At 74.0% G+C, this 25,181-nt stretch carries 17 protein-coding genes and 5 tRNA genes; 15 read left to right on the top strand and 7 right to left on the bottom strand.

Annotated features, from left to right (window positions below; all coding sequences use genetic code 11):
- The first annotated feature begins 3 nt into the window (after window positions 1–3).
- From argB to cobA, 13 genes are all read left to right on the top strand, one after another.
- Window positions 4–879: an acetylglutamate kinase gene (gene argB, locus ACZ6NC_RS13150; protein ID WP_465732125.1), complete on the top strand. Its 876-nt coding sequence runs from the start codon at window positions 4–6 to the stop codon at window positions 877–879.
- Window positions 876–2,099 (top strand): acetylornithine transaminase, encoded by a 1,224-nt coding sequence (locus ACZ6NC_RS13145; RefSeq protein ID WP_465731980.1) that lies wholly within the window; start codon window positions 876–878, stop codon window positions 2,097–2,099. The genes argB and ACZ6NC_RS13145 overlap by 4 nt, the downstream gene beginning before the upstream one ends.
- 23 nt (window positions 2,100–2,122) lie before the next feature.
- The gene (locus tag ACZ6NC_RS13140; protein ID WP_148647626.1) at window positions 2,123–2,671 is read left to right on the top strand and encodes an arginine repressor; all 549 of its coding nucleotides are present in this window, start codon (window positions 2,123–2,125) and stop codon (window positions 2,669–2,671) included.
- 336 nt (window positions 2,672–3,007) lie between these two features.
- On the top strand, window positions 3,008–4,447 hold the full coding sequence (argH, locus tag ACZ6NC_RS13135) for an argininosuccinate lyase (RefSeq protein WP_465731978.1): 1,440 nt from the start codon (window positions 3,008–3,010) through the stop codon (window positions 4,445–4,447).
- Between the two features lie 110 nt (window positions 4,448–4,557).
- The gene (locus ACZ6NC_RS13130; RefSeq protein WP_465544171.1) at window positions 4,558–4,815 is read left to right on the top strand and encodes a sigma-70 RNA polymerase sigma factor region 4 domain-containing protein; all 258 of its coding nucleotides are present in this window, start codon (window positions 4,558–4,560) and stop codon (window positions 4,813–4,815) included.
- 362 nt (window positions 4,816–5,177) lie between these two features.
- On the top strand, window positions 5,178–5,681 hold the full coding sequence (locus ACZ6NC_RS13125; protein WP_465731976.1) for a GNAT family N-acetyltransferase: 504 nt from the start codon (window positions 5,178–5,180) through the stop codon (window positions 5,679–5,681).
- 572 nt (window positions 5,682–6,253) lie between these two features.
- Window positions 6,254–7,279, top strand: a complete 1,026-nt coding sequence (locus ACZ6NC_RS13120) for a methionine ABC transporter ATP-binding protein (RefSeq protein ID WP_465731974.1) — start codon at window positions 6,254–6,256, stop codon at window positions 7,277–7,279.
- The gene (locus ACZ6NC_RS13115; RefSeq protein WP_465731972.1) at window positions 7,276–8,022 is read left to right on the top strand and encodes a methionine ABC transporter permease; all 747 of its coding nucleotides are present in this window, start codon (window positions 7,276–7,278) and stop codon (window positions 8,020–8,022) included. Before ACZ6NC_RS13120 ends, ACZ6NC_RS13115 begins: the two co-directional genes overlap by 4 nt.
- Window positions 8,023–8,078: 56 nt before the next feature.
- The gene (locus ACZ6NC_RS13110) at window positions 8,079–8,906 is read left to right on the top strand and encodes a MetQ/NlpA family ABC transporter substrate-binding protein (RefSeq protein WP_465731970.1); all 828 of its coding nucleotides are present in this window, start codon (window positions 8,079–8,081) and stop codon (window positions 8,904–8,906) included.
- 204 nt (window positions 8,907–9,110) lie between these two features.
- On the top strand, window positions 9,111–9,746 hold the full coding sequence (locus tag ACZ6NC_RS13105) for a GNAT family N-acetyltransferase (RefSeq protein ID WP_465731968.1): 636 nt from the start codon (window positions 9,111–9,113) through the stop codon (window positions 9,744–9,746).
- Window positions 9,747–10,020: 274 nt separating this feature from the next.
- Window positions 10,021–11,283: a precorrin-6y C5,15-methyltransferase (decarboxylating) subunit CbiE gene (gene cbiE / locus ACZ6NC_RS13100; protein ID WP_465731966.1), complete on the top strand. Its 1,263-nt coding sequence runs from the start codon at window positions 10,021–10,023 to the stop codon at window positions 11,281–11,283.
- Between the two features lie 549 nt (window positions 11,284–11,832).
- Window positions 11,833–15,582, top strand: coding sequence for a nicotinate-nucleotide--dimethylbenzimidazole phosphoribosyltransferase (gene cobT, locus ACZ6NC_RS13095; protein ID WP_465731964.1), 3,750 nt, complete (start codon window positions 11,833–11,835; stop codon window positions 15,580–15,582).
- Window positions 15,583–15,689: 107 nt separating this feature from the next.
- The gene (gene cobA / locus ACZ6NC_RS13090) at window positions 15,690–16,937 is read left to right on the top strand and encodes a uroporphyrinogen-III C-methyltransferase (protein WP_465731962.1); all 1,248 of its coding nucleotides are present in this window, start codon (window positions 15,690–15,692) and stop codon (window positions 16,935–16,937) included.
- 305 nt (window positions 16,938–17,242) lie between these two features.
- Here cobA and ACZ6NC_RS13085 read toward each other — a convergent pair whose 3' ends face one another.
- A complete protein-coding gene (locus tag ACZ6NC_RS13085) occupies window positions 17,243–20,011 on the bottom strand; it encodes a SpoIIE family protein phosphatase (protein WP_465731960.1) in 2,769 nt (922 codons plus the stop codon).
- 99 nt (window positions 20,012–20,110) lie between these two features.
- Between ACZ6NC_RS13085 and ACZ6NC_RS13080 the strand changes: the two genes are divergently transcribed.
- Complete coding sequence (locus tag ACZ6NC_RS13080; RefSeq protein WP_465731958.1) at window positions 20,111–20,920, top strand: TrmH family RNA methyltransferase; 810 nt, start codon at window positions 20,111–20,113, stop codon at window positions 20,918–20,920.
- Between the two features lie 216 nt (window positions 20,921–21,136).
- Here the strand turns inward: ACZ6NC_RS13080 and ACZ6NC_RS13075 are convergent, their stop codons facing one another.
- Window positions 21,137–23,323 (bottom strand): serine/threonine-protein kinase, encoded by a 2,187-nt coding sequence (locus ACZ6NC_RS13075; RefSeq protein ID WP_465731956.1) that lies wholly within the window; start codon window positions 23,321–23,323, stop codon window positions 21,137–21,139.
- A 443-nt stretch (window positions 23,324–23,766) separates the two neighbouring features.
- Here ACZ6NC_RS13075 and ACZ6NC_RS13070 point away from each other — a divergent pair, with 443 nt between their 5' ends.
- Window positions 23,767–23,964, top strand: coding sequence for a hypothetical protein (locus ACZ6NC_RS13070; RefSeq protein WP_465731954.1), 198 nt, complete (start codon window positions 23,767–23,769; stop codon window positions 23,962–23,964).
- A gap of 390 nt (window positions 23,965–24,354) precedes the next feature.
- Here ACZ6NC_RS13070 and ACZ6NC_RS13065 read toward each other — a convergent pair.
- The 5 genes from ACZ6NC_RS13065 to ACZ6NC_RS13045 form a co-directional block, all read right to left on the bottom strand.
- Window positions 24,355–24,426, bottom strand: a tRNA-Val gene (locus ACZ6NC_RS13065).
- Window positions 24,427–24,467: 41 nt separating this feature from the next.
- Window positions 24,468–24,539 (bottom strand) — tRNA-Val (locus ACZ6NC_RS13060).
- Between the two features lie 41 nt (window positions 24,540–24,580).
- Window positions 24,581–24,652, bottom strand: a tRNA-Val gene (locus tag ACZ6NC_RS13055).
- A gap of 34 nt (window positions 24,653–24,686) precedes the next feature.
- Window positions 24,687–24,760: transfer RNA gene (locus ACZ6NC_RS13050), tRNA-Cys, on the bottom strand.
- A gap of 40 nt (window positions 24,761–24,800) precedes the next feature.
- Window positions 24,801–24,873 (bottom strand) — tRNA-Gly (locus tag ACZ6NC_RS13045).
- Between the last annotated feature and the right edge of the window lie 308 nt (window positions 24,874–25,181).

Genomic DNA, 25,181 nt, shown 5'->3' with positions numbered 1-25,181 from the left:
GCCATGACGCTGATCGAGGCGCTGCCCTGGCTGGAACGCTTCCACGGCAAGACCGTCGTGATCAAGTTCGGCGGCAACGCCATGGTGGACGAGAGCCTCAAGGCGGCCTTCGCCCAGGACGTGGTCTTCCTGCGCTACGCCGGCCTGCACCCCGTCGTGGTGCACGGCGGCGGCCCGCAGATCAGCGCCCAGCTGGACAAGCTCGGCCTGGAGTCGTCGTTCACCAACGGCCTGCGGGTCACCACCCCGGAGACCATGGACGTGGTCCGGATGGTGCTGGCCGGCCAGGTCCAGCGCGAGCTGGTCGGGCTGCTCAACGGCCACGGCCCGTTCGCGGTCGGCATGACCGGCGAGGACGCGCACACCATGACCGCGGTCAAGCGGTACGCGGTGGTGGACGGCGAGCAGGTCGACATCGGCCTGGTCGGGGACATCGTCAACATCGAGGCCGGCGCCGTGAAGGCGCTCATCGCCGACGGCCGCATCCCGGTGATCTCCTCGATCGCCCGCGGCGCCGACGGCCACGTCTACAACATCAACGCCGACACCGCGGCGGCCGCCCTCGCGGTCGCGCTCGGCGCCGAGATGCTCGTCGTCCTCACCGACGTCGAGGGCCTCTACAAGGACTGGCCCGAGTCCGACGACGTGATCAGCCAGCTCAACGCGAGCGAGCTGGAGGAGCTGCTGCCCGGCCTCGCCAGCGGCATGCTCCCCAAGATGGAGGGCTGCCTGCGCGCCGTCCGCTCCGGCGTGGGCACCGCCCGCGTCCTGGACGGCCGGGTGCAGCACAGCCTGCTGCTGGAGATCTTCACCGACGAGGGCATCGGCACGATGGTCGTGCCGGACGACGAAGCGACCGTGACCGGGGGACTGGCATGACATCCGACGAGGCGCAGCCGAGCAGCAGCGCGCAGCTCACCGACCGGTGGCAGCACGCGTTCACCGACAACTACGGCACCCCCCGGATCCCGCTGGTCCGCGGCGAGGGCGCCAAGCTATGGGACGCGGACGGCAAGGAGTACACCGACCTGCTCGGCGGCATCGCCGTCAACGCCCTCGGCACCGCCCACCCGGCCGTCGTCGAGGCGGTCACCCGGCAGATCGGCACCCTCGGCCACGTCTCCAACCTCTTCATGGCCGAGCCGACCATCGCCCTCGCCGAGCGGCTGCTGAAGCTCTCCGGCCGCGAGGGCCGGGTCTTCTTCTGCAACTCCGGCGCCGAGGCCAACGAGGCCGCGTTCAAGATCAGCCGGCGGACCGGCCGCACCCACATCGTGGCCCTCGAAGGCGGCTTCCACGGCCGGACCATGGGCGCCCTCGCGCTCACCGGCCAGCCCGCCAAGCAGGCGCCGTTCCTGCCGCTGCCCGGCGACGTCACGCACGTCCCGTTCGGCGACATCGAGGCACTGCGGGCGGCCGTCACCACCGAGACCGCCGCCGTCTTCCTGGAGCCGGTCCAGGGCGAGAACGGGGCCGTCCCGCTGCCCGACGGCTACCTGACCGCGGCCCGCGAGATCACCCGCGCCACCGGCACCCTGCTGATCCTGGACGAGATCCAGACCGGCATCGGCCGCACCGGCCACTGGTACGCCCACCAGGCCTTCGAGGGCGTCGAGCCGGACGTCGTCACCCTCGCCAAGGCGCTCGGCGGCGGCCTGCCGATCGGCGCCGTCCTCGCCTTCGGGGAGGCCGCCGAGCTGCTCACCCCGGGCCAGCACGGCACTACCTTCGGCGGCAACCCGGTGGTCGCGGCGGCGGCGCTCGCGGTGCTCGACACCATCGAGTCCGAGGGCCTGCTGGAGCACGTGCGCAAGCTCGGCGAGCGGCTGCGGGTGGGCATCGAGGCGATCGGCGACCCGCTGGTCTCGCACGTGCGCGGGGCCGGCCTGCTGCTCGGCATCGTGCTCACCGAACCGGTGTCTGCCAAGGTCCAGGCCGCCGCCCAGGAGGCCGGCTTCCTGGTGAACGCCGCCGTCCCGGACGCCGTCCGGCTGGCGCCGCCGCTGGTGCTCACCGAGCAGGAGGCGGACGCCTTCCTGGCCGCCCTGCCGGAGATCCTCCGGACGGTGCGGGAGAACGCCCCGGCCGATGCGAGCTGAGCGTAGTCCGGGAGAATAATCACATGACCGTACCCAACTCCGGCCAGCCCGCCGCCGGCCCGTCGCCGCAGGTTCCGCAGACCCGGACCGCGCGCCACCGGCGGATCGTGGACCTGCTCACCCGCCAGCCCGTGCGCTCGCAGAGCCAGCTCGCCAAGCTGCTCGCCGACGACGGACTCGTGGTCACCCAGGCCACCCTCTCCCGGGACCTGGACGAGCTGGGCGCGGTGAAGATCCGCAACCGGGACGGCGCGCTCATCTACGCCGTCCCGGCCGAGGGCGGCGACCGCACGCCGCGCGCACCGATGGGGGAGTCGGCCAGCGAGGGCCGGATGGCCCGGCTGGCCGGCGAACTCATGGTCTCCGCCACCGCCTCCGGCAACCTCGTCGTGCTGCGCACCCCGCCGGGCGCCGCCCAGTTCCTGGCCTCCGCGATCGACCAGGCCGAGGTCTTCGAGATCATCGGCACCATCGCCGGCGACGACACCGTCCTGCTGATCAGCCGGGACCCGGCCGGCGGCCAGGCCCTGGCCGACCACCTGATGCAACTGGCCCAGGCCAAGGCGCAGTAGGACGTCCCGCTCCTGTGGGCCCGGTGATCCGGGCCCACAGGCGGTTCCGGGGCCCGACGGCCGGTCCCGGGCGCGGCCGGTCCCAGGCCCACGGCCGGGTCACGGGTCCACGGCCGGTTCCGACGACTGCCCTTCCGCACGTTCCGTCCGGGGTTTTGAGTTTCATACGGTGTAGTGCATACTTATGCCTATCGCCGTAAACCTGTTCGCCCAGTCGTGAACGAGAGAGCCGTGACCGAGATCCGCCGCGACCTCGCCTGAACCACCCTCCCCGGTCCGGCCGCCCCCTCGGCCGGACCCACCCCCTCCCGTAGCCCTGCGTAAGGAGCCCTAGCGATGCCTGCCGACCAGAACGCCGCCAGTAACAGTCCTGAGCTGCGCCTCTGGGGCGCGCGCTTCGCCGACGGCCCGTCCGAGGCGCTGGCCAGGCTCTCCGCCTCCGTGCACTTCGACTGGCGCCTCGCGCCGTACGACATCGCCGGCTCCAAGGCCCACGCCCGCGTGCTCCACAAGGCCGGCCTCCTCGACGACGCCGAACTCGACGGGATGCTGGCCGGGCTCGACCAGCTCCTCGCCGACGTCGAGGCCGGCACCTTCACCGGCACCGTCGCCGACGAGGACGTCCACACCGCGCTGGAGCGCGGCCTGCTGGAGCGCCTCGGCGCCGACCTCGGCGGCAAGCTCCGCGCCGGCCGCTCGCGCAACGACCAGATCGCCACGCTCTTCCGGATGTACCTGCGGGACCACGCGAAGATCATCGGCGGGCTGGTCCTGGATCTCCAGCACGCCCTGGTCGGCCTGGCCGAGGAGCACCCGGACACCGCCATGCCGGGCCGCACCCACCTCCAGCACGCCCAGCCCGTCCTCTTCGCCCACCACGTCCTCGCGCACGTGCAGGCACTCGGCCGGGACGCCGAGCGGCTGCGCCAGTGGGACGCCCGCACCGCCGTCTCCCCCTACGGCTCCGGCGCGCTGGCCGGCTCCTCGCTCGGCCTCGACCCGCAGGCTGTCGCCGCCGACCTCGGCTTCGAGCGCGGCTCGGTCGGCAACTCCATCGACGGGACGGCCTCGCGCGACTTCGTCGCCGAGTTCGCCTTCGTCACCGCGATGATCGGGATCAACCTCTCCCGGATCGCCGAGGAGGTGATCATCTGGAACACCAAGGAGTTCGGCTTCATCACGCTGCACGACGCCTTCTCCACCGGCTCCTCGATCATGCCGCAGAAGAAGAACCCCGACATCGCCGAGCTCGCCCGCGGCAAGTCCGGCCGCCTGATCGGCAACCTCACCGGCCTGCTGGCCACGCTCAAGGCGCTGCCGCTCGCCTACAACCGGGACCTCCAGGAGGACAAGGAGCCGGTCTTCGACTCCTGCGACACGCTGGAGGTGCTGCTCCCCGCCTTCACCGGCATGATGGCCACCCTCACCGTGCACCGGGAGCGGCTCGAGGAGCTGGCCCCGGCCGGCTTCTCGCTCGCCACCGACATCGCCGAGTGGCTGGTCAAGCAGGGCGTGCCGTTCCGGGTCGCGCACGAGGTGGCCGGCGCCTGCGTCAAGGTGTGCGAGCAGCAGGGCATCGAGCTGGCCGACCTGACCGACGAGCAGTTCGCCGCGATCTCCGGGCACCTGACGCCCGAGGTGCGCTCGGTGCTCAGCGTCCACGGCGCGATCGCCTCGCGCAACGGACGCGGCGGCACCGCCCCCTCGGCGGTCGCCGTCCAGCTCGCCGAGGTCAAGGCCGACCTGGCGCGCCAGGAGGAGTGGGTCCAGGGCTGACACCCGGAAGTCGACGGGGAGGGGCGTGGCGGGGCGACCGCTGCGCCCCTTTCGCGTGCACGCGACCGGCCGCCCGTAACCGGGCCCGCCCGTGCCCGGTCATGAACGGTATGTGCGCCAACCTTCCGTCCGTCCCCTCCGCCGAGGCCGTGGTGTTCGCCGCGCTGCGGCGCCGCCTCGTCCGCGAGGCGGTGGCCGCCCTGCCCGGCCGCTGCCCCCAGCTGGTCGCGGCCCTCGCCGAGGACCCGCCGCCCAGCTACCGCGAACTCTCCGAACGCCTCGGCATGCCCCGCGGCTCCATCGGCCCCACCCGCTCCCGCTGCCTCGCCTGCCTCCGCGCCCTCCTCCACGGCGAGCGCTACGCCTGACCGCCGGGCCCTCCACCCTGCGCTCGTCCTCCCGCGCGGGCCGTTCTCCCTCTCCCTCCCCCTCCCACCCCCGGCCCTCCGTCCGGACGTGACCCTCACCACGTCCGGCGGCCGGGAGGTTGAGAGCAACTGACACGCGGGTAGAGCGCTGGCGAACGTAGCTCTTGACGGCCGCGCAATCGCTCGGATACTGAGCGTGAACGCGCCACGGCGTCGCGGGCCCACCCCGGGCACCGCGGCTGGTACGTTCGTGCGCCACCCCCGGTCAGGGCAGATCCCCGGCCGGGACATCTCCGGCAGGGCATCCGGTGCGGCACCCTCACGTTTGCGCGCCGGGCACGACATTGGGGAGGCCCCAGCACATGGGCATGAGCGTGATCATCTCGGCGGCGGACGCCGAGGACGCGGAGCAGATCCTCAAGCTCCAGTACCTCGGCTACCAGAGCGAGGCCGAGCTGTACGGCGACTGGACCCTGGAGCCGCTGACGCAGACCCTGGAGAGCCTGCGTGGCGAACTGACCGAACAGCACTTCCTGGTCGCCCGCCTCGGCGACGAGGTGGTCGGCACCGTCCGCGGCCGGATCGGCCCCGACGGCATCGCCCGGATAGGGCGTCTGGTCGTCCACCCCCGGATGCAGCGGCACGGCCTCGGCGGCCGGTTGCTGGAGGCGCTGGAGCGCCGCCTCGCCGAGGAGGGCCGCCCGGTGACCGCCTACCGCCTGTTCACCGGCCACCGCAGCCTCGGCAACCTGCGCCTCTACGCCCGCCAGGGCTACCGCCAGACCGCCGTCGAGCAGGTCGACGGCCGGCTCAGCCTGGTCCACCTGGAGAAGCCCGCGGGGGTCGAGCTCGCCGCGACCGCCTGAGCCCTCCCCGGGCCCCACTTGGCTTCACCCGGCCCGGCGCCGCCACCATCCGGACGTTTCGGAGGCGGTGCCGGGCCGTATCGCTGCTGGTCACAGCGGTTCGTGTCCGCATTGCGGACGGCAGGTGCAAATAATTGGGACCAAATCCGACCATCTGATTTACTGGCTCACATGACTGCGACGACGAACTGGACCCCCACCGGCACCCTGCCGGCAGGTGAGAGCGCCATGTGTCGTCGAATGTGTCACCGCTGAGGGCCATCGTCCCGCCCCCAGGCTCCGCCCGGGGGTACACCCACCTCGCGCCCCGAAGCGAGAACCGGCCGCTCCCGTCCTGAGCGAGCGCGCCCCGCCTGCCGCAGAGCAGTCCCCTCCCACCGCCTGCCCACTCCCGGGCGGGTGGCGGTCCCTGATGACTCGTAAGGGCCACGCCGTCGCGCGGCCCGGCCACCCACCGGGGACGATCAAGGGGTGGCAGGTCCGGATCCCCCTGGCGTAACGCCGTCCATGTCGCCGACCGCAACCCGGTCCGGCGGCCGCACGCCGTCCGCCCCCGACCCACGGAAGCAGCTGTGATCACCACCACGGACCTCACGAAGGTCTACCGCTCCCGCGGCCGCGAGGTGACCGCCCTCGCCGGCGTCGACCTGCACGTCCGCCCGGGCGAGGTCTACGGAGTCGTCGGCACCAGCGGTGCCGGCAAGTCCACCCTCATCCGCTGCGTCAACATGCTGGAGCGCCCCAGCTCCGGCACGGTCACCGTGGACGGCGTCGAGCTCACCGCCCTCGCCGGCGGCGAGAACCGGGCGGGCAAGGAACTGCGCGAGGCCCGCCGCCGGATCGGCATGGTCTTCCAGCACTTCAACCTGCTGGCCTCGCGCACCGTCCAGCAGAACGTCGAGCTCCCGCTGGAGATCATCGGCCTGGACCGCACCGAGCGCCGCCGCAAGGCCGCCGAACTCCTCGACCTCGTCGGCCTCGCCGACAAGGCCCGCAGCTACCCCGGACAGCTCTCCGGCGGCCAGAAGCAGCGCGTCGGCATCGCCCGCGCCCTCGCCGGCGACCCCAAGGTGCTGCTCTCCGACGAGGCCACCTCGGCGCTCGACCCCGAGACCACCCGCTCCATCCTCAAGCTGCTGCGCGACCTCAACCAGCAGCTCGGCCTCACCGTCCTGCTGATCACCCACGAGATGGACGTCATCAAGTCCGTCTGCGACTCCGCCGCCCTGATGCGCGGCGGCAAGGTGGTCGAGTCCGGCGAACTGACCGACCTGCTCGCCAAGCCCGGCTCCGAGCTCGCCCGCGAGCTCTTCCCGCTCAGCGAGTTCGGCACCGGCCACCCCGGCGGCACCGTACTGGAGATCACCTTCCAGGGCGACACCTCCGCCCAGCCCTTCGTCTCGCAACTCGCCCGCACCTACCAGATCGACATCAACATCCTCGGCGCCGCCGTCGAGACCATCGCCGGCCGCATGGTCGGCCGGATGCGGGTCGAACTGCCCGGCAGCCGCACGGACAACGTGGTGCCGATCGGCTTCCTGCGCGAGCAGGGCCTCCAGGTGGACGTGATCGAGGCAGCGAACGGAGCGGTGGCATGACCTGGGACCAGATGCAGGAACTGATGTGGCCCGCCACCTGGGAGACCCTCCAGATGGTCGGCGTCGCCACCGTCGGCACCGTCCTGTTCGGGCTGCCGCTGGGCGTCCTCCTCGTCGTCACCGACAAGGGAGGCCTGCTGCAGAACCGGCCGGTCAACAAGGTGCTCGGCGCCGTCGTGAACGTCGCCCGCTCGGTGCCCTTCATCATCCTGATGATCGCCCTGATCTCCTTCACCCGCTGGCTGGTCGGCACCTCCATCGGCTGGGAGGCCGCGACCGTGCCGCTCACCATCGGCGCGATCCCCTTCTTCGCCCGGCTGGTCGAGACCTCCGTCCGCGAGGTCGACCGCGGCCTGGTCGAGGCCGTACAGGCCATGGGCGGCTCCACCTGGACCATCGTGCGCAAGACGCTGCTGCCCGAGGCACTGCCCGCCCTCGTCGCCTCCGTCACCACCACGATCATCACGCTGATCAGCTACTCCGCGATGGCCGGCGTGGTCGGCGGCGGCGGCCTCGGCACCCTCGCCATCAACTACGGCTACTTCCGCTTCGAGACCGCCTTCATGTGGATCATCGTCGCGGAGCTGGTGATCATCGTCACCGCCGTCCAGCTGCTCGGCGACTGGGCCGTCCGCAGCCTCGCCAACCGCGGACGCACCGGCGGCCGGCCCCGCCTGCTCGGCCCGCGCGGCGGCACCCCGGACGCCCCGGCCGCCCCCGACGAGGACCTCGTCGCCCCCTGACCTCCCGCCGTCCGCACCGGACGCGGCTCCCCGTATCACGCAGAAAGGCACTTTTCGTGCGCAACGCCCTGAAGTTCACCAGCGTCCTCGCCACCGCCGGCATCGCCCTCTCCCTCGCTGCCTGCGGCAGCTCCGGCTCGTCCGGGTCCTCCGACCCGAACGCCCCGCTGACCGTCGTCGCCAGCCCCACCCCGCACGGCCAGATCCTCAAGTACGTCAAGGACAACCTGGCGGACAAGGCCGGCCTCAAGCTCAACATCAAGGAGGTCACCGACTACGTGACCCCCAACACCGCGGTGCAGGACGGCTCGGCCGACGCCAACTACTTCCAGCACGTTCCGTACCTGGAGGACTTCAACAAGAAGCACGGCACCCAGATCGTCTCCGTCGAGCCGGTCCACCTGGAGCCGCTGGGCGTGTACTCGAAGAAGGTCAAGGCCATCGGTGAGCTCAAGGACGGCGCCACCGTCGGCCTGCCCAACGACGCCACCAACGAGGGCCGCGCGCTCAAGCTGCTCGCCGACAACAACCTGATCACCCTCAAGGCCGGCGCCGGCACCGCCGCCACCCCCGCCGACGTCACCGGCAACCCGAAGAACCTCAAGTGGAAGGAGCTGGAGGCCGCCCAGCTGCCCCGCTCCATCGACGACCTCGACGCCGCCGTCATCAACGGCAACTACGCCCTCGACGCGGGCCTCAAGCCCGCCGGCGACTCCCTGCTCCTGGAGAAGGCCGAGGGCAACCCCTACGCCAACATCCTCGCCGTCAAGCAGGGCAAGGAGAACGACCCGCGGGTCAAGAAGCTCGCCGAGCTGCTCCACTCGCCCGAGGTCAAGAAGTACATCGAGGACACCTTCCAGGGCTCCGTCATCCCGGCCTTCTGACCGGCCCCGACCCGGCACCACAGCCACGCACTCCCACGACCGGGCCCCCGCCGCACCTCGGCGGGGGCCCGGTCGGGCAGTATGCACCAGTGACGCCCTGACAGACCGCGTTCTGACGTACCGTCGTCCGGTCCGTGCACCGCACGGTACCGGGGGCACCGGCGAGGCGTACGGTGTGTCCACGACCCGGCGAGGAGAGACGGCATGGCAGCGAGCTTCCCCGAGACCGCCATCAGCACCGAACGGCTGCTGCTGCGCCCCCTTGCGGAGGACGACGCCCCCGGCCTCGCCGAGATGATGGCCGACGAACTCGTCCTGGCCTGGACCGACGCCCCGCACCCCTTCACCGAGTCCTACGCCGCCGAACTCGCCCGCACCCTCGCCCCCGCCCACCGCGCGGCCGGCCGCGGCATCGTCTTCGCCGTCACCGAACACCTCACCCAGCGCCTCGTCGGCCTGGTCGAACTGCGCAACACCGACTGGCGGCTGCGCTCCACCGAGATCTCCTACGTCACCGCCTCCTGGGCACGCGGCGAGGGCTACGCGCCCGAGGCCGTCCTCGGCGTCGCCCAGTGGCTCTTCGAGGACCGCGGCTTCCTGCGACTGGAACTGCGCACCGCCGCCGGCAACACCGCCGCCCAGCAGGTCGCCCAGAAGATCGGCTCGATCAGCGAGGGCGTGCTGCGCAGCGCCTGGATAGTGCGCGGCGAAACCGGCGAGGTCACCGAGGAGAGCCGCAGCGACCTCATCCTGTGGAGCCTGCTGCCCGAGGACATGGAGAACCCCGCCGACCACGGGACCAGCTGGCCCGGCGACCACCGGTACGTCCTGCGCGACTGACCCGCCTCGCGCCCCCGGCCCCGGCGCACCTTCAGCACCTCCGGCTCCTCCGCCTCCTTCTGCGCCCCTCGGGCCCCTCGGACCCCTCGCACCTCGCGGCCCCCTCACCCCTTGCCGCGCCTCTTGCCTCGCCGCCCCTCGCCTCGCCGGCCCCCGCGTGACGGACATGTGTGCGAGATGTCGGCGCCGACGGGATGACACCCGGTAACCTCTGACCGGCGCCGCACACGGGCGCCGCATGTCGGCGCACCGAGACGAGGGAGAACAGCCGCAGATGGCTGACCGGATCACGGTCATCGGGTGGGACGGCACCCCGCTGACCGAGGCCGCCGGCGCGGCCCTCGCCGCGGCGACCCTGGTGGCCGGCGCCCCCTACCAGCTCAGCGCCCTCCCGGTGCCGCCCGGCGCCGAACGGCTCGCCCTCGGCAACGTCCAGCTCGCCGCCCGCCGGATCGCCGAACACCGCGGCGCCGCCGTCGTCGTGGCCGAGGGCGACCCCGGCTTCTTCGGCGTCGTCCGCACCCTGCGCCGCCCCGAATACGGCCTCGAACTCGAAGTCCTGCCCGCCGTCTCCTCGGTCGCCGCCGCCTTCGCCCGGGCCGGCATGCCCTGGGAGGACGCCCAGGTGGTCAGCGCACACGGCGGACGACTGCGCCGCGCCGCCAACATCTGCCGGGCCAACCCCAAGGTCGCCGTCCTCACCGCGCCCGGCGCCGGGCCCAGCGAACTCGCCCTGATGCTGCGCGGAGTGCACCGGACCTTCGTGGTCTGCGAGGCCCTCGGCACCCCCGAGGAGGACGTCACCGTCCTCACCTCCGACCGGGTCGCCGACCACATCTGGCGCGACCCCAACGTGGTGCTGGTCATCGGCGGCAACGGCAGCGGCCCGCAGGCCGGCACGGTCGGCCAGGCGGCCGGCTGGCTGGCCGGACGCCCGGTCGGCTTCCCCGGCCCGGACCGGGGCTGGGCGCTCCCCGGCGACTCCTACGCGAGCGCCGGGAGCGCAGAGGACGCGCCCGGCGCATCCGACACGCTCCCGGCGCACGTGCGCGCCTTGGTGCTGGCCCGTCTGGGTGCCCGCCCCGGGGACCTGGTCTGGTCGGTCGGCGCGGGCCACGGCGCCCTCGCCGTCGAGGCCGCCCGCTTCGGCGCCGCCGTGGTCGCGATCGAGGCCGACCGCTCGGCCTGTGCCCGGCTCACCGTCAACGCCCGCCGCTACGGCGTCGAGGTGGAGACCGTCCACGGCAGCGGCCCCGAGGTGCTCGGCGGCCTGCCGGAGCCGGACGCCGCCGTCGTCGAGGCCGGCGGCGCCGTGGTGGTGCGCGCCGTCCTGGCCCGCCGGCCCGAGCGGTTCGTGGCCGTCGCCCGCGGTCTCGCCGAGGCGGACGAGATCCGCCGCGCCATCGCCGAGGCCGGCTACCGACCGGACGGCGCGCTGCTGCAGTCCTCGCCGCTGGAGGCGGACAAGGCGGGTGCGCTGCGGCTCGGCGCGGGGGAGCCGGGCGTGCTCCTGCTCTGGGGTGAGCAGATCGTGTGAAGACGAAGTGCCTCCGGTGGTGACCCCGGCGGCACATCCGGTGAGGGTTCCGGTACGGCTCCGGTTCTGACGGGGTGACGAGGTCGCGCGGCAGGGGCACGCCCGGCGGTGATCCAGGTCGCATCCGGACACCGATTCGAGAGGCGGCGGCGCCGGGCCGGTAGTGTGGCGTCCGGGATGGCTGCGGCGTCCGATGGCCCGCCCGATCCGGTCGGTTTGTCGCCTTTTTGACGCGATGCAACCCGGTACGGCTCGGAGTGTGGGCAATTCGACGGGCCGCATGCCGGACCTGGAGAATGCCGTAGGGTCCGGTGCGATCGTGCCGGTTGCCTCGGCTTGTCGTTGTTTCAGATGGCGTGCCGCCCCTCCCGGGTGGTGCGCGGGCCGGGGTGCCGCAGCGCGCCGGAAGGACTTCGGCCGCAGCGCCTCGGCGCGGCGGCCGTGTGTGGTTGAGGGGCGGGCCGGTGCTGGCCCGGCCCGTGCGGATGGGCGCTGCGGTCGGTGATCGCGTCGCCAAGGGCGCGGCAGCGGCCTGGAAGGAGCTTTGACATGACCGATGGCGGCCACGTCCCGAACGAGGGACTGCCGGAGCACCTGCTCGCCGGGCCCGACCCGCTCGGCGGCCCGGAGGGCGTCGCGGCTGTCGCACCCGTGCAGGGTGTCGCACCTGTGCAGGGCGTCGCGATGGACGGCGGCGTGATCCCCAACGCCGCGATGCCGAACGCCGCGGTGGCGGGGAACGGCCTGCCCGGCGCGGTGCCGCCGGGTGTGGGCACGGTGCCGCCGCAGGGCGTTCCCGGCCAGGGCCAGCCGCTCGGCGCGCCCGGTTACGGCGTCCCGGTCGCAGGTGTGCCCGGGGCCCCGGTTCCGGGCGCTCCTGTCGCCGGTGCCCACGCCGCCGGTGTACCGGTCTCCGAGGTGCCCGTCCCCGGCGTGCCGGGCGAGGGCTGGGCCGTCGACCCGGGCGCCCCGCGTCCCGCCTTCCACTTCCTCGACCAGCCCGACCAGCCGGACCTGCTCGACGACGAGGACGACGTGCTGCTGATGCCCGGCCCGCAGGGCTCCTGGGGCGAGCCGGCCGCCGCCCCCGCCGAGCCGGCCGCCGACCAGCAGGGCGTGCCCGCAACCCCGGTCGAGCCGTCCTGGCCGCCGCTGGAGCCGCCGGTGCTCGGCGCCGCCGACCAGGCCGCGCAGCAGGCCCCGGGGCAGCCGCCGGTCCAGCCGCAGCCGGTGCAGGGCCAGCCCGTCCAGGTCCCGCTCCAGGCGCAGGGCCAGGAGGCGATGACGGCGGCTCAGCAGCAGCGCCGCCCGCTGCACGCCGGCCCGCCGATCCCGGACCCGTCGCTGATGACCGGCCACGTCCCGGTCCGCTCGCTCGCCGACCGCGGCCCCTCGCAGGGCGGCACGCCCGCCCACGGCATCCCGATCGTCGTCGGCCAGCCGGAGACGCAGGCCGCCGTGCCGGTCCAGGCCCAGCCGGTGCCGCTGCAGGCGCCGGTCGTCCAGCTGGTCCCGGCGGCCCCGCAGGTCGTCGAGGCCGCGGTGGCGGTCGAGCCGGTCGCCGCGGAGGCGGTTGTCGCAGAGGCCGCCGCAGTGGACGCGGCTGTCGCCGGGCCCCTGGCGGAGCAGGTTGCCGAGGCCGCCGTCGAGCAGCCGGTCGAGCAGGCCCTCACCGGGCAGCCGGTCGAGCCGCACGCCGAGGCCGTGCCCGCCGAGGCGGCGCCGGCCGAGGCCCCGGAGGCCGCCGCCGAGCCCGTCGCCGGCACCCCCGCGGAGGCGGGCACCGCCGAGGCGCCCGCCGAGGCCGCGCCCATGACCGAGGCGTCCGCCCCGGCCGCCGCCGCGGAGCAGCCGGCCGAGGCCGCCGCCCAGGGTGCCCCGGCCAACCAGCCCCGCCGGATCTCCGCCTTCCTCGCCGCACCCGCCCCGCACGGCCTCCCGCAGGTCGAGGCGACCGAGTCGGCCCCGGCGGTGGCGGAGGGCGAGGCGCAGCAGTCCGTGCCCATAGCGCCCGCCGAGCAGCCCGAGGCACCGGCCCAGGCCGAGGCGGTCGCCCCCGCCGAGACCGGCGCCCAGCCTGCGGCCGCCGCCGAGACGGCCGCGGGCACCGGCGAGATGCCGTCCGGCCAGGCCGTCGCCGCGCCGGACGCCGAGCAGCCGCAGGAGGCCGCGCCGGCTGGGGACGCCGCGCCTGAGGCCGTGGCACCCGAGGCCGTGGCAGCCGCCGAGGCCGCTGTCGTCGTCGAGCCCGCCGTCGCCGTCGCCGAGGCCGCGGAGCCGACCGGCGAGCCCGAGGGCGCCGTCGCCGCCGATACCGATACCGATGCTGATGCCGACGCCCGGCCCGAGCCGGCCCAGGCCGCTTCCGCTGTCGCCGAGGCCGAAGCGGTGGCCGACCCGGCCCCCGAGGCCGTCACCGAGCCCGCCGCCGACGCCGCCGCCGAGCAGCCCGCCGCAGAGCCCACCCCCGAGACCGGGACGGAGCCGGCCGCCGAGGACACCGCCCCCGAGGACGCCGCCCCCGAGGAGCCCGCCGAGCCGCGCGGCCCGGCCGCCCCCGGCTACGACGACGCCGGCCGCGAGGCCGTCCACCAGGTCATCCGCGAGCGCCGCGACATCCGCAACGGCTTCCGCCCGGACGCGATCCCGCACGAGGTGCTGATCCGCGTCCTGGAGGCCGCCCACACCGCGCCCAGCGTCGGCTACTCCCAGCCGTGGGACTTCGTGGTGATCCGCTCGGCCAAGACCCGCCGCAAGATGCACGAGCTGGCCGAGCGCCAGCGCGAGGCGTTCGCGGACTCGCTCCCCAAGGGCCGGGCCAAGCAGTTCAAGGAAATCAAGATCGAGGCGATCCTCGAGACGCCCGTCAACATCGTCGTCACCGCCGACCGCACCCGCGGCGGCCGGCACACCCTGGGCCGCCACACCCAGCCCCAGATGGCCCCGTACTCGGCCGCCCTCGCCGTCGAGAACCTCTGGCTCGCCGCCCGCGCCGAGGGCCTCGGCGTCGGCTGGGTGAGCTTCTTCGACGAGGACGAGATGGTCCGCGAGCTCGGCCTGCCCGAGCACCTGGAGGTCGTCGCCTACCTCTGCGTCGGTTACGTCGACGCCTTCCCCGACGAGCCCGAGCTCCAGCAGCAGGGCTGGGCGAAGAAGCGCCCGCTCTCCTGGGTCGTCCACGAGGAGCAGTACGGCAACCGCGCACTGCCCGGAGAAGAGCCGCACAGCGTGCTCTCCGAGACCCTGCGCGGCATCCGCCCGCTGGACGCCAAGGCGCTCGGTGAGGCCTGGGACCGCCAGAAGCGGATGACCAAGCCGGCCGGCTCGCTCGGCATGCTGGAGATCATCTCCGCCCAGCTGTCCGGCCTCTCCCGCAAGTGCCCGCCGCCGATCCCGGAGCCCGCCTGCGTGGCGATCTTCGCGGGCGACCACGGCGTCCACGCCCAGGGCGTCAGCCCCTGGCCGCAGGAGGTCACCGCCCAGATGGTCGGCAACTTCCTGGCCGGGGGAGCGGTGGTCAACTCCTTCGCCAAGCAGATCGGCACCGAGGTCTGCGTGGTGGACGTCGGCGTCGCCGCCGAGCTGCCCGACGCGATCCAGCAGGGCCGCACCACCGGCCTACTGCCGCGCAAGGTCCGCCCCGGCACCGGCGACATGACCCAGGGCCCGGCGATGACCCGCGAGGAGGCCCTCAAGGCCATCGAGATCGGCATCGAGACCGCCCGCGACCTCGTCGCCGCCGGCAACAAGGCGCTGATCACCGGCGACATGGGCATCGCCAACACCACCGCCTCCGCCGCCCTGATCTCGGTCTTCACCGGCCTGGACCCGGCCGAGGTCACCGGCCGCGGCACCGGCATCGACGACGCGACCCACGCCCGCAAGGTCGACGTCATCCGCGCCGCACTCACCCTGCACCAGCCGGACCCGGCCGACCCGATCGGCGTCCTCGCCGCCGTCGGCGGCCTGGAGCACGCCGCCATCGCCGGCTTCCTGCTCGGCGCCGCCTCGCTGCGCACCCCGGTCATCCTGGACGGCGTCATCGCCGGTTCGGCCGCGCTGGCCGCCAAGGCGATCGCCCCCGAGGTCCTGGCCGCCTGCATCGCCGGCCACCGCTCCGCCGAGCCCGGCCACCAGGCCGCGCTGGCCAAGCTCGGCCTGCGTCCGCTGATCGACCTCGACCTGCGGCTCGGCGAGGGCACCGGTGCCCTGCTGGCCCTGCCGCTGGTGCAGAGTGCGGCCCGCGCGATGCACGATGTAGCCACGTTCGACTCCGCCGGGGTCACCGAGAAGGCCTGACGTCTGCCCGCACCGCTCCGTGTACCGGCCCGAGGGCGCGCCGGCACGCGGAGCGGTGCTGTACCCCCACCACCCTCACCCTCACCCCCGATCCAGGAGCCCCGCCCATGACCGCGCCCAACCCCCACCCCGGCACCGAGGGCCGCACCCCGTACCCGGTCGGCCTGCTGCTCGCCGGCCGCCGCGTCGTCGTGGTCGGCGGCGGCCACGTCGCCCAGCGCCGGCTGCCCGCCCTGATCGCCACCGGTGCGGACCTGCACCTGATATCGCCGACCACCACGCCCGCCGTCCAGGCCATGGCCGATGCCGGCGAGCTGACCTGGCATGAGCGCCGCTACCAGGACGGCGACCTGGCCGGCACCTGGTACGCGCTGGTCGCCACCGACGACCCGGAGGTCAACGCGGCGGTCAGCGCCGAGGCCGAGCGGGAGCGGGTGTTCTGCGCCCGCAGCGACGACGCGGCCGCCGCCACCGCCTGGACGCCGGCCAGCGGCCGCGACGCGGGCGCCACCGTCGCCGTCCTCACCGGCGACCCGCGGCACTCCGCCGCCTTGCGCGACTCCATCGTGGACGGCCTGCGGGACGGCACCCTGGCCGCCCGCCAGTACCGCGCGCACGGCGCGGGCGTCGCCCTGGTCGGCGGCGGCCCGGGCGACCCGGACCTCATCACCGTCCGCGGCCGCCGGCTGCTGGCCGACGCGGACGTGGTGGTCGCCGACCGGCTGGCGCCGCGCGAGCTGCTGGCCGAGCTGCCGGAGCACGTCGAGGTGATCGACGCGTCGAAGATCCCGTACGGGCGGTTCATGGCGCAGGAGGCGATCAACCGGACGCTCATCGAGCACGCCAAGGCCGGCAAGTTCGTGGTCCGGCTCAAGGGTGGCGACCCGTACGTGTTCGGGCGCGGCGGCGAGGAACTGCTGGCCTGCGCGGAGGCCGGGCTGCCGGTCACTGTGGTCCCGGGCATCTCCAGCTCGATCAGCGTCCCGGCCTCGGTCGGCGTGCCGGTCACCCACCGCGGGATGACGCACGAGTTCACGGTGGTCTCCGGCCACGTCGGCCCGGACGACGAGCGCTCGCTGACCAACTGGGAGGCGGTCGGGCGGATGAGCGGCACCCTGGTGCTGCTGATGGCCGTGGACAAGATCGGCGCGATCGCGGCCAAGCTGGTCGAGTGCGGCCGCTCGGCCGACACCCCGGTCGCGGTCGTCCAGGAGGGCACCACCGCCGCCCAGCGCCGTGTGGACGCCACCCTCGCCACCGTCGCCGCCACCGTCCAGGCCGAGCAGATCAAGCCCCCGGCCGTGATCGTCATCGGCGACGTCGTCAACGTCCTCGCCCCCGCCATCCACCCCTGACCCGTCCGCGCACCACCGGCCCTGAGCCGCCTGCTTCGGCGCCGAGCACCCGCCCCGGCCCCGAGCGGCCCGGATCGGCTCGTTCCCGGCCCTGAGCCAGCGTTCCCGGCCCTCCCCTCGCTTTGCAAAGTGTGACTTTGCAAAGCGAGGGGCCCCGGAGGATTCGCCCCCGGGTCCCTCCCCGCACACTTCCGCGCCCCCCTCGGGTTCGTCCCGTGCTGTTGGCAAAGTGCGACCTTTGCAAACAGCACGGAGTGGGAAGTCGGCCCAGCCGACTTCCCACTCCAAACCCCCCACCGCCACATTCACTCCAACGGCTGCTCCGTCCAGATCACCTTCCCGGTGGCCGTGTACCGCGTCCCCCACCGGTCCGCGAACTGGGCGACCAGGAAGAGCCCGCGCCCGCCCTCGTCCGTGGTGGCCGCGTACCTCAGATGCGGCGACGTACTGCTGCCGTCCGACACCTCGCAGATCAGCGCCCGGTCGCGGAGCAGCCGCACCCGGATCGGCCCCGACCCGTACCGGATCGCATTGGTCACCAGCTCGGACAGGATCAGCTCGGTGACGAACGCCGCCTCGTCCAGCCCCCACAGCGCCAGCTTCTCCGACACCGACGCCCGCACCTCGCCCACCGCGGCCGGATCGGACGGCACCTCCCACTCCGCCACCTGGTCCGGCGCCAGCATCCGCGTCCGCGCCACCAGCAGCGCGATGTCGTCCTGCGGATGCGCCGGCAGCATCGCCCCGAGGACGTCCGCACACGTCTGCTCCGGCGTCCGCGGCGGCCCGGACAGCGCCGTCCGCAGCAGCTCCAGCCCCTCGTCGATGTCCCGCTCGCGGTCCTCCACCAGCCCGTCGGTGTACAGCACCAACCGGCTGTCCTCCGCCACCTCCAGCTCCACCGTCTCGAACGGCAGTACCGCCAGCCCCAGCGGTGGCCCGGTCGGCAGCTCCGGGAACACCACCCGCCCCTCCGGGTCGACCAGCGCCGGCGGCGGATGCCCCGCACTGGCCAGCGTGCAACGCCGCGACACCGGGTCGTAGATCGCGTACAGGCAGGTCGCACCGGTCACCGCCGCCGCACCGCCGGTCGCCGACTCCTCCTGGTCTATCCGGTTCACCAGGTCGTCCAGGTGCCCCAGCAGCTCGTCCGGGGGCAGGTCCAGCGTCGAGAAGTTGTGGATCGCCGTCCGCAGCCGCCCCATCGTGGCCGCCGCGTGCAGTCCGTGCCCCACCACGTCCCCGACCACCAGCGCCACCCGCGCGCCCGGCAGCGGGATCACGTCGAACCAGTCCCCGCCGACCCCCGCCTGCGCCGGCAGGTACCGGTGCGCCACCTCCAGCGCGTTCTGCTCCGGCAGGCTGCGCGGCAGCAGACTGTGCTGCAAGGTGACCGCCATCGCATGCTCCCGGGTGTACCGGCGCGCGTTGTCGATACAGACCGCGGCATGCGCGACCAGCTCCTCGGCGAGCACCAGATCCTCCTCCTCGAACGGCTCCTCCCGGTCCGCCCGCCAGAACCGCGCCACCCCCAGCAGCACCCCGCGCGCCCGCAGCGGTACCCGCACCAGCGAGTGCACCCCGTACGCCAGCACCTGCGCCGACCGCTCCGGATCCTGCTCCCGCCAGGCCGAGGCCTCCGCCAGCCTCGGCTCCACCCCCGGCAGCCCGCTGTCCAGCGACCCCGCCAGCGGCGTCGACGGCACCACCTCCACCACCGTGCCGACGGGGTAGAACGGCGAGTCCGCCCGCACGCCGCTGAACGCCGCCCTGCGCATCCGCCCCAGTGCCAGCCCCTGCGGCGGTTCCTCGCCCTCCAGTACGGGCTCGGCCAGGTCGACACTGACGAAGTCCGCGAACCGCGGCACCGCCACCTGCGCCAGCTCCTCGGCCGTCCGCGTCACATCCAGCGAACTGCCCACCGTGACACCCGCGTCGTACAGCAGGCGCAAGCGCCGCTGCGCCACGTCGGCCCGCCCGGACAGCGCCAGCAGCTCGGTCGAGTCACGCAGTGTGGCGACACAGCCGGGCGGGCCGCCGTCCCGGTCGGTCAGCCGGACGTTCACCGCCAGCAGCCGCTCGCCGGCCAGCACCACCTCGTCGGTGACCGCCCGGTTGGCGGTCAGCAGCTCCTCGGGCGCCGGGTCCAGACCGAGCTCCAGCACCATCCGCCCCTCGGCGTCGGCTGGCAGGTCCAGCAGCCGGCGCGCCTCGTCGTTGCAGAGCAGCAGCCGCCCGTCGCCCGCGACGATCAGCACACCCTCGCGCACCGCGTGCAGTACCGCCGCGTGGTGCTCGTACATCCGCGTCATCTCGGCCGGGCCGAGCCCGTGCGTCTGCCGCCGCAGCCGCCGGCTGATCAGCGCCGTCCCGCAGGTCGCCAGCCCCAGTGCGACCGCCGCGGCGCCCAGCACGACGGGCAGCTGCCGCTCGCTCGCACTGCTCACATTGGCGATCGTGATACCGGCCGAGACCGCCCCGACGACCTGACTGTCCGGTGCGCGCACCGGCACGATCGCCTGGACCAACGGCCCGATCGTGCCGTTGACCTCCTCGGTCACCACCTGCCCCTGCAGGGCGGGCTCGTAGTTCCCGACGAACTCCTGGCCGATCCGGGCCGGGTTGGGGTGGGTGTAGCGGATGCCGTCGGTGTTGAGCACGACGAGGAAGTCCACGCCTGCGTTGACGCTCACAGCCTGTGCCTTCGGCTGGAGGATCGCGGTCGGATCGGGCGAGCGCAGCGCCTCGACGATGCCGGGCGAGTTGGCGAAGGTCTGGGCGACCGCCACCGACCGGTTGCGCGCCTCCTGCCGGGCGTCGTTGCGGGACTGCACCACCAGCGCCACGACGGCGGCCGCCACCAGCAGCAGCACCACCACCACCTGCAGCGCGAACACCTGCCCGGCCACCGACCGGCGCTTCACCGGCTTCGGCCGCGCCGCTCGTGGCTGCTGTTGCCGACCGTGTGGGCGCCCACCGGAAGAGCCGGCGGTACCAGTGGCACGGGAGGCGACGGAGGAGCCAGAAGCACCAGAGGCCGACGGAGCCCAGGATCGGCCCGGAAAACGGGCCATACGTCATATTTGCACTCTGCGTGCCGACGGGCCAAGGGCAGCCACCTCCGGCCCTTGGACCGTTTGGCCTTCTCCACCCCGACTTGGCAAGATCGCAGGGTGTCCGAACCCAGCACCATCACCGACTCCGCCGACCCGCGACTCGCCGACTACACCGGCCTCACGGACGTCGAACTGCGCCGCCGGCGCGAACCCGCCGAAGGCCTTTTCATCGCCGAGGGCGAGAAGGTCATCCGCCGCGCCCTCGCGGCCGGCTACCGGATGCGGTCGATGCTGCTCACGGCCAAGTGGCTGGACGTGATGGCCGACGTGATCGCCGACGCCGACGCCCCCGTCCACGTCGTCGAGCCCGCCCTCGCCGAGGCCGTCACCGGCTACCACGTCCACCGCGGCGCACTCGCCTCGATGGAACGCAAGCCGCTGCCGGACGCCGCCACGGTGCTGGCCGGCGCCCGCCGGGTGGCGGTGCTGGAGGGGCTGGTCGACCACACCAACCTGGGCGCGATCTTCCGCAGCGCCGCCGCGCTCGGCATGGACGCCGTCCTGCTCTCGCCCGACTGCGCCGACCCGCTGTACCGGCGCGCCGTCAAGGTCTCCATGGGCGCCGTCTTCGCCGTCCCGTACGCCCGGCTCGACCCCTGGCCGGACGCCCTGGAAACGGTCCGCGCGGCCGGTTTCAGCCTGCTCGCCCTCACCCCCGCCGACACCGCCGTCGACCTCGCAGCCCTGGCCCCGCACAGCCTCCCCAAGGCCGCCCTCATGCTCGGCGCCGAAGGCGACGGCCTCACCCGCCAGGCCATCGCCGCCGCCGACCACCCCGTCCGCATCCCCATGGCCCACGGCATCGACTCCCTCAACGTCGGCGCCGCCGCGGCGGTGGCTTTCTACGCCGTCACCGCCACCGCCTGACACAGAAAGTCGGCCCGCCCGACTTCCTGCGCGTGGGGCGGTCCTCTGAGGGTGCCCTGCGGCTTCACGGCAGTCCGGCTCCCGGTACCGGCGTCCCTGGACGCGGGCTCGCGGCGCCGCCGGCGGGGAGCAGAAGGTTGGCCGGTCCGACTTCCTGCGCCACAGAGGAGCAGCCGAGACGTTGCCGGCGCGGAGCCACCCCGCGTCGTGCGGGCGTCAGCCGGTGGGAGACGTCGGAGGGGCGGGGGCTGCGGCGGGAGGCGGGGTGACGGTGAGGGTGGGGGCGCCGGGCCAGGACTCCTCGAGGGTCCCGTCGGCCCGCACCGAGTAGCGGGTGGAGGCGGTCGCGCCGGTCTGGGCGTTGCGCTCCTCGCGGACCAGCGCGCCGTTGTCGAGCCGCCAGGTGGCCGTCGCCTGTGGGTCGGCGGCCGAAGAACGGGAGGTGAGCGGCACGGGCGCGTCCCCGTTGAACGTGAAGAGCTGGACCAGGTCGACCGGCACCGAGCCCTCCGCCCGCCGCAGCACCACCAGGGTGGCCGGCGCGCCCTTGTATCGGGCCGGGAGGACCGCGCTCAGCGCGACCTGCGGCCCGGCCCCTGCCGAACGTCCGTCCCGCAGCGCCACGGCCGGGCCGCCCGCCGGGTCGGGGTAGCTGCGGTTCGGCCAGTCGACCGTGGGCCCCGAGCCCTGCGCGGGCGCCAGCGCCCCGTCGCCGCCCGCGGCACCGCCGTGGGCGGCCGCCAGCGGGGTGGGCCCGGCCGACGGCGCCACGCCGTCCACCGACTGCCCGGTCCCGGCCGGCTGAGCGGCGAGCGTGCCGGCGCCGCCCGGCCGGCCGCCCGGCGCGGGCGCGCCGCTCACGGTCGTTCCGCCGGCGCCGAGTGGGCCGCGGCCCTGGTTGCTGCGGTTCTCGCACCCCTGTGCCGCCGCGATCGCCAGGGCCACGCCGAGCGTCACGGTGACGAAGACGATCAGCCGCTGCCGCAGCAGTCGCTGACGCGAGTTGGTGGGACGGCCGCCGGGGGCGGGGGTGTGCTGCCGGTCCCGGGCCCGCGGGCGCGGCCGGTCGGCCCGCTGCTGCTCCCGCTCGCGGGCTGCCGCCGGCGCGCCGGGACCGCCGGCCCGCCCGGGCGGCGGGGTCTGCTGGCGCTCGCGCGTCGGCCGGGTGGCCTGGACGGCCTCGGGCCGCGGCATCGGCGTGGTGGCCGGCTGGCCCTGAGGCCGCCGCTGCGCGGCACCGGGCCGCGAGCCCGGGTGGACGCCGGCCCGCGCACCGGGGCGAACGCCCGGATACCCGCCCGGATAACCGCCTTGCGGCCCGCCCGCGTGCCCACCGGCCTGGACGCCGTGCCCGCCGCCGTGCGGCCCGCCCGGCCGGCTGCCCGCCGCCGCCCGGGCGCGTGCGGCGCCTGCCGGGTCGGGGGCCCGCCCGGGCGCGGGCACCCCGCGCCCGGCGCCGGCCGGTGGCATCGGGGCTGCCGCTCCGCGTCCGGGCTCGCCGGGGCGGGCGGGCGCCGCACCGGACGGCCGCCCGCCCGCCGCGCGCGCCGGCCGCTCCGCACCCGGGCCGTCGGGCGAGGCCGTGCCCCGGGCCGCCAGTTCGCTCAGCCGCTCGTGCAGGGCGGCCGCGCCGGGCCGTTCGGCGGGCTCCTTCGCCAGGCAGGCCCCGATCAGCGGGGCCAGTTGCGGCGGCACGGCCGACAGGTCGGGCTCCTCGTGCACGACCCGGTAGAGCATCACCTCGGACGAGGCCCCCGAGCCGAACGGGGTGTCGCCGGTGAGCGCGTACGCCAGTGTGGCGCCGAACGCGAAGACGTCCGTCGCGGGGTTCACCGCGGCGCCGCGCACCTGCTCGGGCGCCAGGAAGCCGGGGGAGCCGACCGCCGTGCCGACGTGGGTGAGCGTGCTGGCGCCGCGGGACCAGGCGATGCCGAAGTCGATGATCCGCGGCCCGCGCGGCGAGAGCAGGATGTTGGACGGCTTGAGGTCCCGGTGGACGACGCCGGCCTCGTGCACCTTGACCAGCCCGTCGGCCAGCGCGGCGCCGATCCGGGCCGCCTCCGGCCAGCTCAGCGGGCCCTCGTCGCCGACCCGCTTGTACAGCGACGGGCCGGGCACGTACGCGGTGGCCAGCCACGGGCGGTCGGCCTCGATGTCGGAGCCCACCACGCGTGCCGTGCAGCCGCCCCGGATCCGGGAGGCGGCGGCGATCTCCCGGGCGAAGCGGGTGCGGAACTCCATGTCCTCGGCGAGTTCGGCGCGGATCAGCTTGAGTGCGACCCGCTGCCCGCGGCGGTCGGAGCCGAGGTAGACGACGCCCATGCCGCCGGCCCCCAGCCGCCGGTGCAGGCGGTACGGCCCGACGATGCGGGGGTCCTCACGCCTCAGCCGCATCATCGCCATCTTCGTTCCCCGTCAGCCTGTGGGTGAGGCCCCGTCGGTTGGGGCATCGTCAGTTCCTGTCTGGCACAGCTTACGGACTGCCCGCTGCGGTGTGCTGATACGCAACACCTCAACCCTCCGTGCGATTGTCGGATCTTGCACTGCCCGGCAGGTCACGAGGGTGCGGAAACGTTTCTCGGGGTCGTCTCTCAGGGTTCCCCCGGGGGCGCGGTCGAGGCCGTCTCCCCCTGCGGTAGTAGTCCCTAGGTCGGAGCGTCATCCTCCGGGATGCCCGCAGAACAGTACGACGGCATGACGTCCGACCACCCCCTCGCGCCATAGCGTTGTCCTCAGCGGTGGACGGGGCGCTCGTCCCCCGAGGTAAGCCGTCCACCGCGTCTACTTCGACCGGCCGTACGACCGGATCGACAGGCACGGGCAGTACACGAATCAGGAGTAGGGGCATGGCAACGCAGCTCACGGGATCCCCCCGCCGCCGTCGGCCGGCCTTCACTCAGCGCCAGTCCGCGGAGCCGACCAGGCACCCGGCGGTGGCGCTCGCCATGGCGCTGCCCTGTGCCGTACTGCTGGTCATGCTCTTCGGTGGCTGGGAGCAGATGGCGAACCAGGCCCAGGCCGTCGCCGACCTGATCATCCGCTGACGACCGACCACCGGGGCGACGGAGGCCACTCGGGCCGCCGGGACCAAACGACCGACCAAACGACCGACCGAGCACAGACCAGCGAAGACCAACAAAGACCGGTCCGGCTGCCAAGAGCCGGCCACTGAACGGGCACTGATCCCCTGGGGACGGGGAGCCAGTGCCGCCGGGGGAGGGCCCGCGCCCGCGACGACTCGCGGACGGGCGAGAGCGGTGCGCTGGAGCACCCCGGCAGGCGGAGATGCCGCGTACGGACGTCGGTGAGGGCGACCGTACGCGGCTCTTCTTCTTCCCGAAGCAGATTCCCGCAGCAAGGCGGCTTCCCCAGCAGTCAGGGCATGCAAAAGGGCCGGGCCGTGACCCTTACGGATCACGGCCCGGCCGTTACTGTGCGCGATACTGGGATTGAACCAGTGACCCCTACCGTGTCAAGGTAGTGCTCTCCCGCTGAGCTAATCGCGCCTGGTGAGGCGGTCCTGCAGCAGACCCCGAAGGGCCCGACGTGCGCGATACTGGGATTGAACCAGTGACCCCTACCGTGTCAAGGTAGTGCTCTCCCGCTGAGCTAATCGCGCCTGGTAAGGCGGTCCTGCAGCAGACCCCGAAGGATCCGACGTGCGCGATACTGGGATTGAACCAGTGACCCCTACCGTGTCAAGGTAGTGCTCTCCCGCTGAGCTAATCGCGCGGGGAGGTCACCCGGCGGAACCGGGCGATCCTCTTGGAGGTGGAGACGGGATTTGAACCCGTGTAGACGGCTTTGCAGGCCGTTGCCTCGCCTCTCGGCCACTCCACCAGGCAACACACGAAGAACGATCTTACACTGTTCTCCATCGAGCGGACGACGAGATTCGAACTCGCGACCCTCACCTTGGCAAGGTGATGCTCTACCAACTGAGCCACGTCCGCCTGTCTCCCGGGATCTTCACCGCTTTTCTTCGGCTGCGCTCCCTGGCGACGTGTTGAACTCTAGCGGATTCCTGGGCCAGCTAAAAATCCGTTCCCGCAGCGTGCCGAGGGGATGCCCGCGGAGCGCCGTCCCGTCGGCCGTTCCGCCGGGTCACCGGCCCCCACCAGCGGCGGTTCCGGGCGATCATCCGCCGGCCACCCGGCGCACACCCGCGCGACGCCCGTACCTGCTCACGCCCCCGCCGTGACACCGAGCGCGGCCTGCCCACCACGCCGGGCGCAGCCGGGCCGCCGAAACACCCCAGGCC

This window comes from Kitasatospora sp. NPDC041988 (assembly GCF_055588525.1).
Note: the sequence above shows the minus strand (reverse complement) of the source record. Positions and strands in the feature narration are given on the sequence as shown.

Bases quoted from the DNA above. Each gene is read 5' to 3' on its own strand.
- argB (WP_465732125.1), top strand. From the start codon at position 4: ATGACGCTGATCGAGGCGCTGCCCTGGCTGGAACGCTTCCACGGCAAG.
- ACZ6NC_RS13145 (WP_465731980.1), top strand. From the start codon at position 876: ATGACATCCGACGAGGCGCAGCCGAGCAGCAGCGCGCAGCTCACCGAC.
- ACZ6NC_RS13140 (WP_148647626.1), top strand. From the start codon at position 2,123: ATGACCGTACCCAACTCCGGCCAGCCCGCCGCCGGCCCGTCGCCGCAG.
- argH (WP_465731978.1), top strand. From the start codon at position 3,008: ATGCCTGCCGACCAGAACGCCGCCAGTAACAGTCCTGAGCTGCGCCTC.
- ACZ6NC_RS13130 (WP_465544171.1), top strand. From the start codon at position 4,558: ATGTGCGCCAACCTTCCGTCCGTCCCCTCCGCCGAGGCCGTGGTGTTC.
- ACZ6NC_RS13125 (WP_465731976.1), top strand. From the start codon at position 5,178: ATGGGCATGAGCGTGATCATCTCGGCGGCGGACGCCGAGGACGCGGAG.
- ACZ6NC_RS13115 (WP_465731972.1), top strand. From the start codon at position 7,276: ATGACCTGGGACCAGATGCAGGAACTGATGTGGCCCGCCACCTGGGAG.
- ACZ6NC_RS13105 (WP_465731968.1), top strand. From the start codon at position 9,111: ATGGCAGCGAGCTTCCCCGAGACCGCCATCAGCACCGAACGGCTGCTG.
- cbiE (WP_465731966.1), top strand. From the start codon at position 10,021: ATGGCTGACCGGATCACGGTCATCGGGTGGGACGGCACCCCGCTGACC.
- cobT (WP_465731964.1), top strand. From the start codon at position 11,833: ATGACCGATGGCGGCCACGTCCCGAACGAGGGACTGCCGGAGCACCTG.
- cobA (WP_465731962.1), top strand. From the start codon at position 15,690: ATGACCGCGCCCAACCCCCACCCCGGCACCGAGGGCCGCACCCCGTAC.
- ACZ6NC_RS13085 (WP_465731960.1), bottom strand. From the start codon at position 20,011: ATGGCCCGTTTTCCGGGCCGATCCTGGGCTCCGTCGGCCTCTGGTGCT.
- ACZ6NC_RS13075 (WP_465731956.1), bottom strand. From the start codon at position 23,323: ATGGCGATGATGCGGCTGAGGCGTGAGGACCCCCGCATCGTCGGGCCG.
- ACZ6NC_RS13070 (WP_465731954.1), top strand. From the start codon at position 23,767: ATGGCAACGCAGCTCACGGGATCCCCCCGCCGCCGTCGGCCGGCCTTC.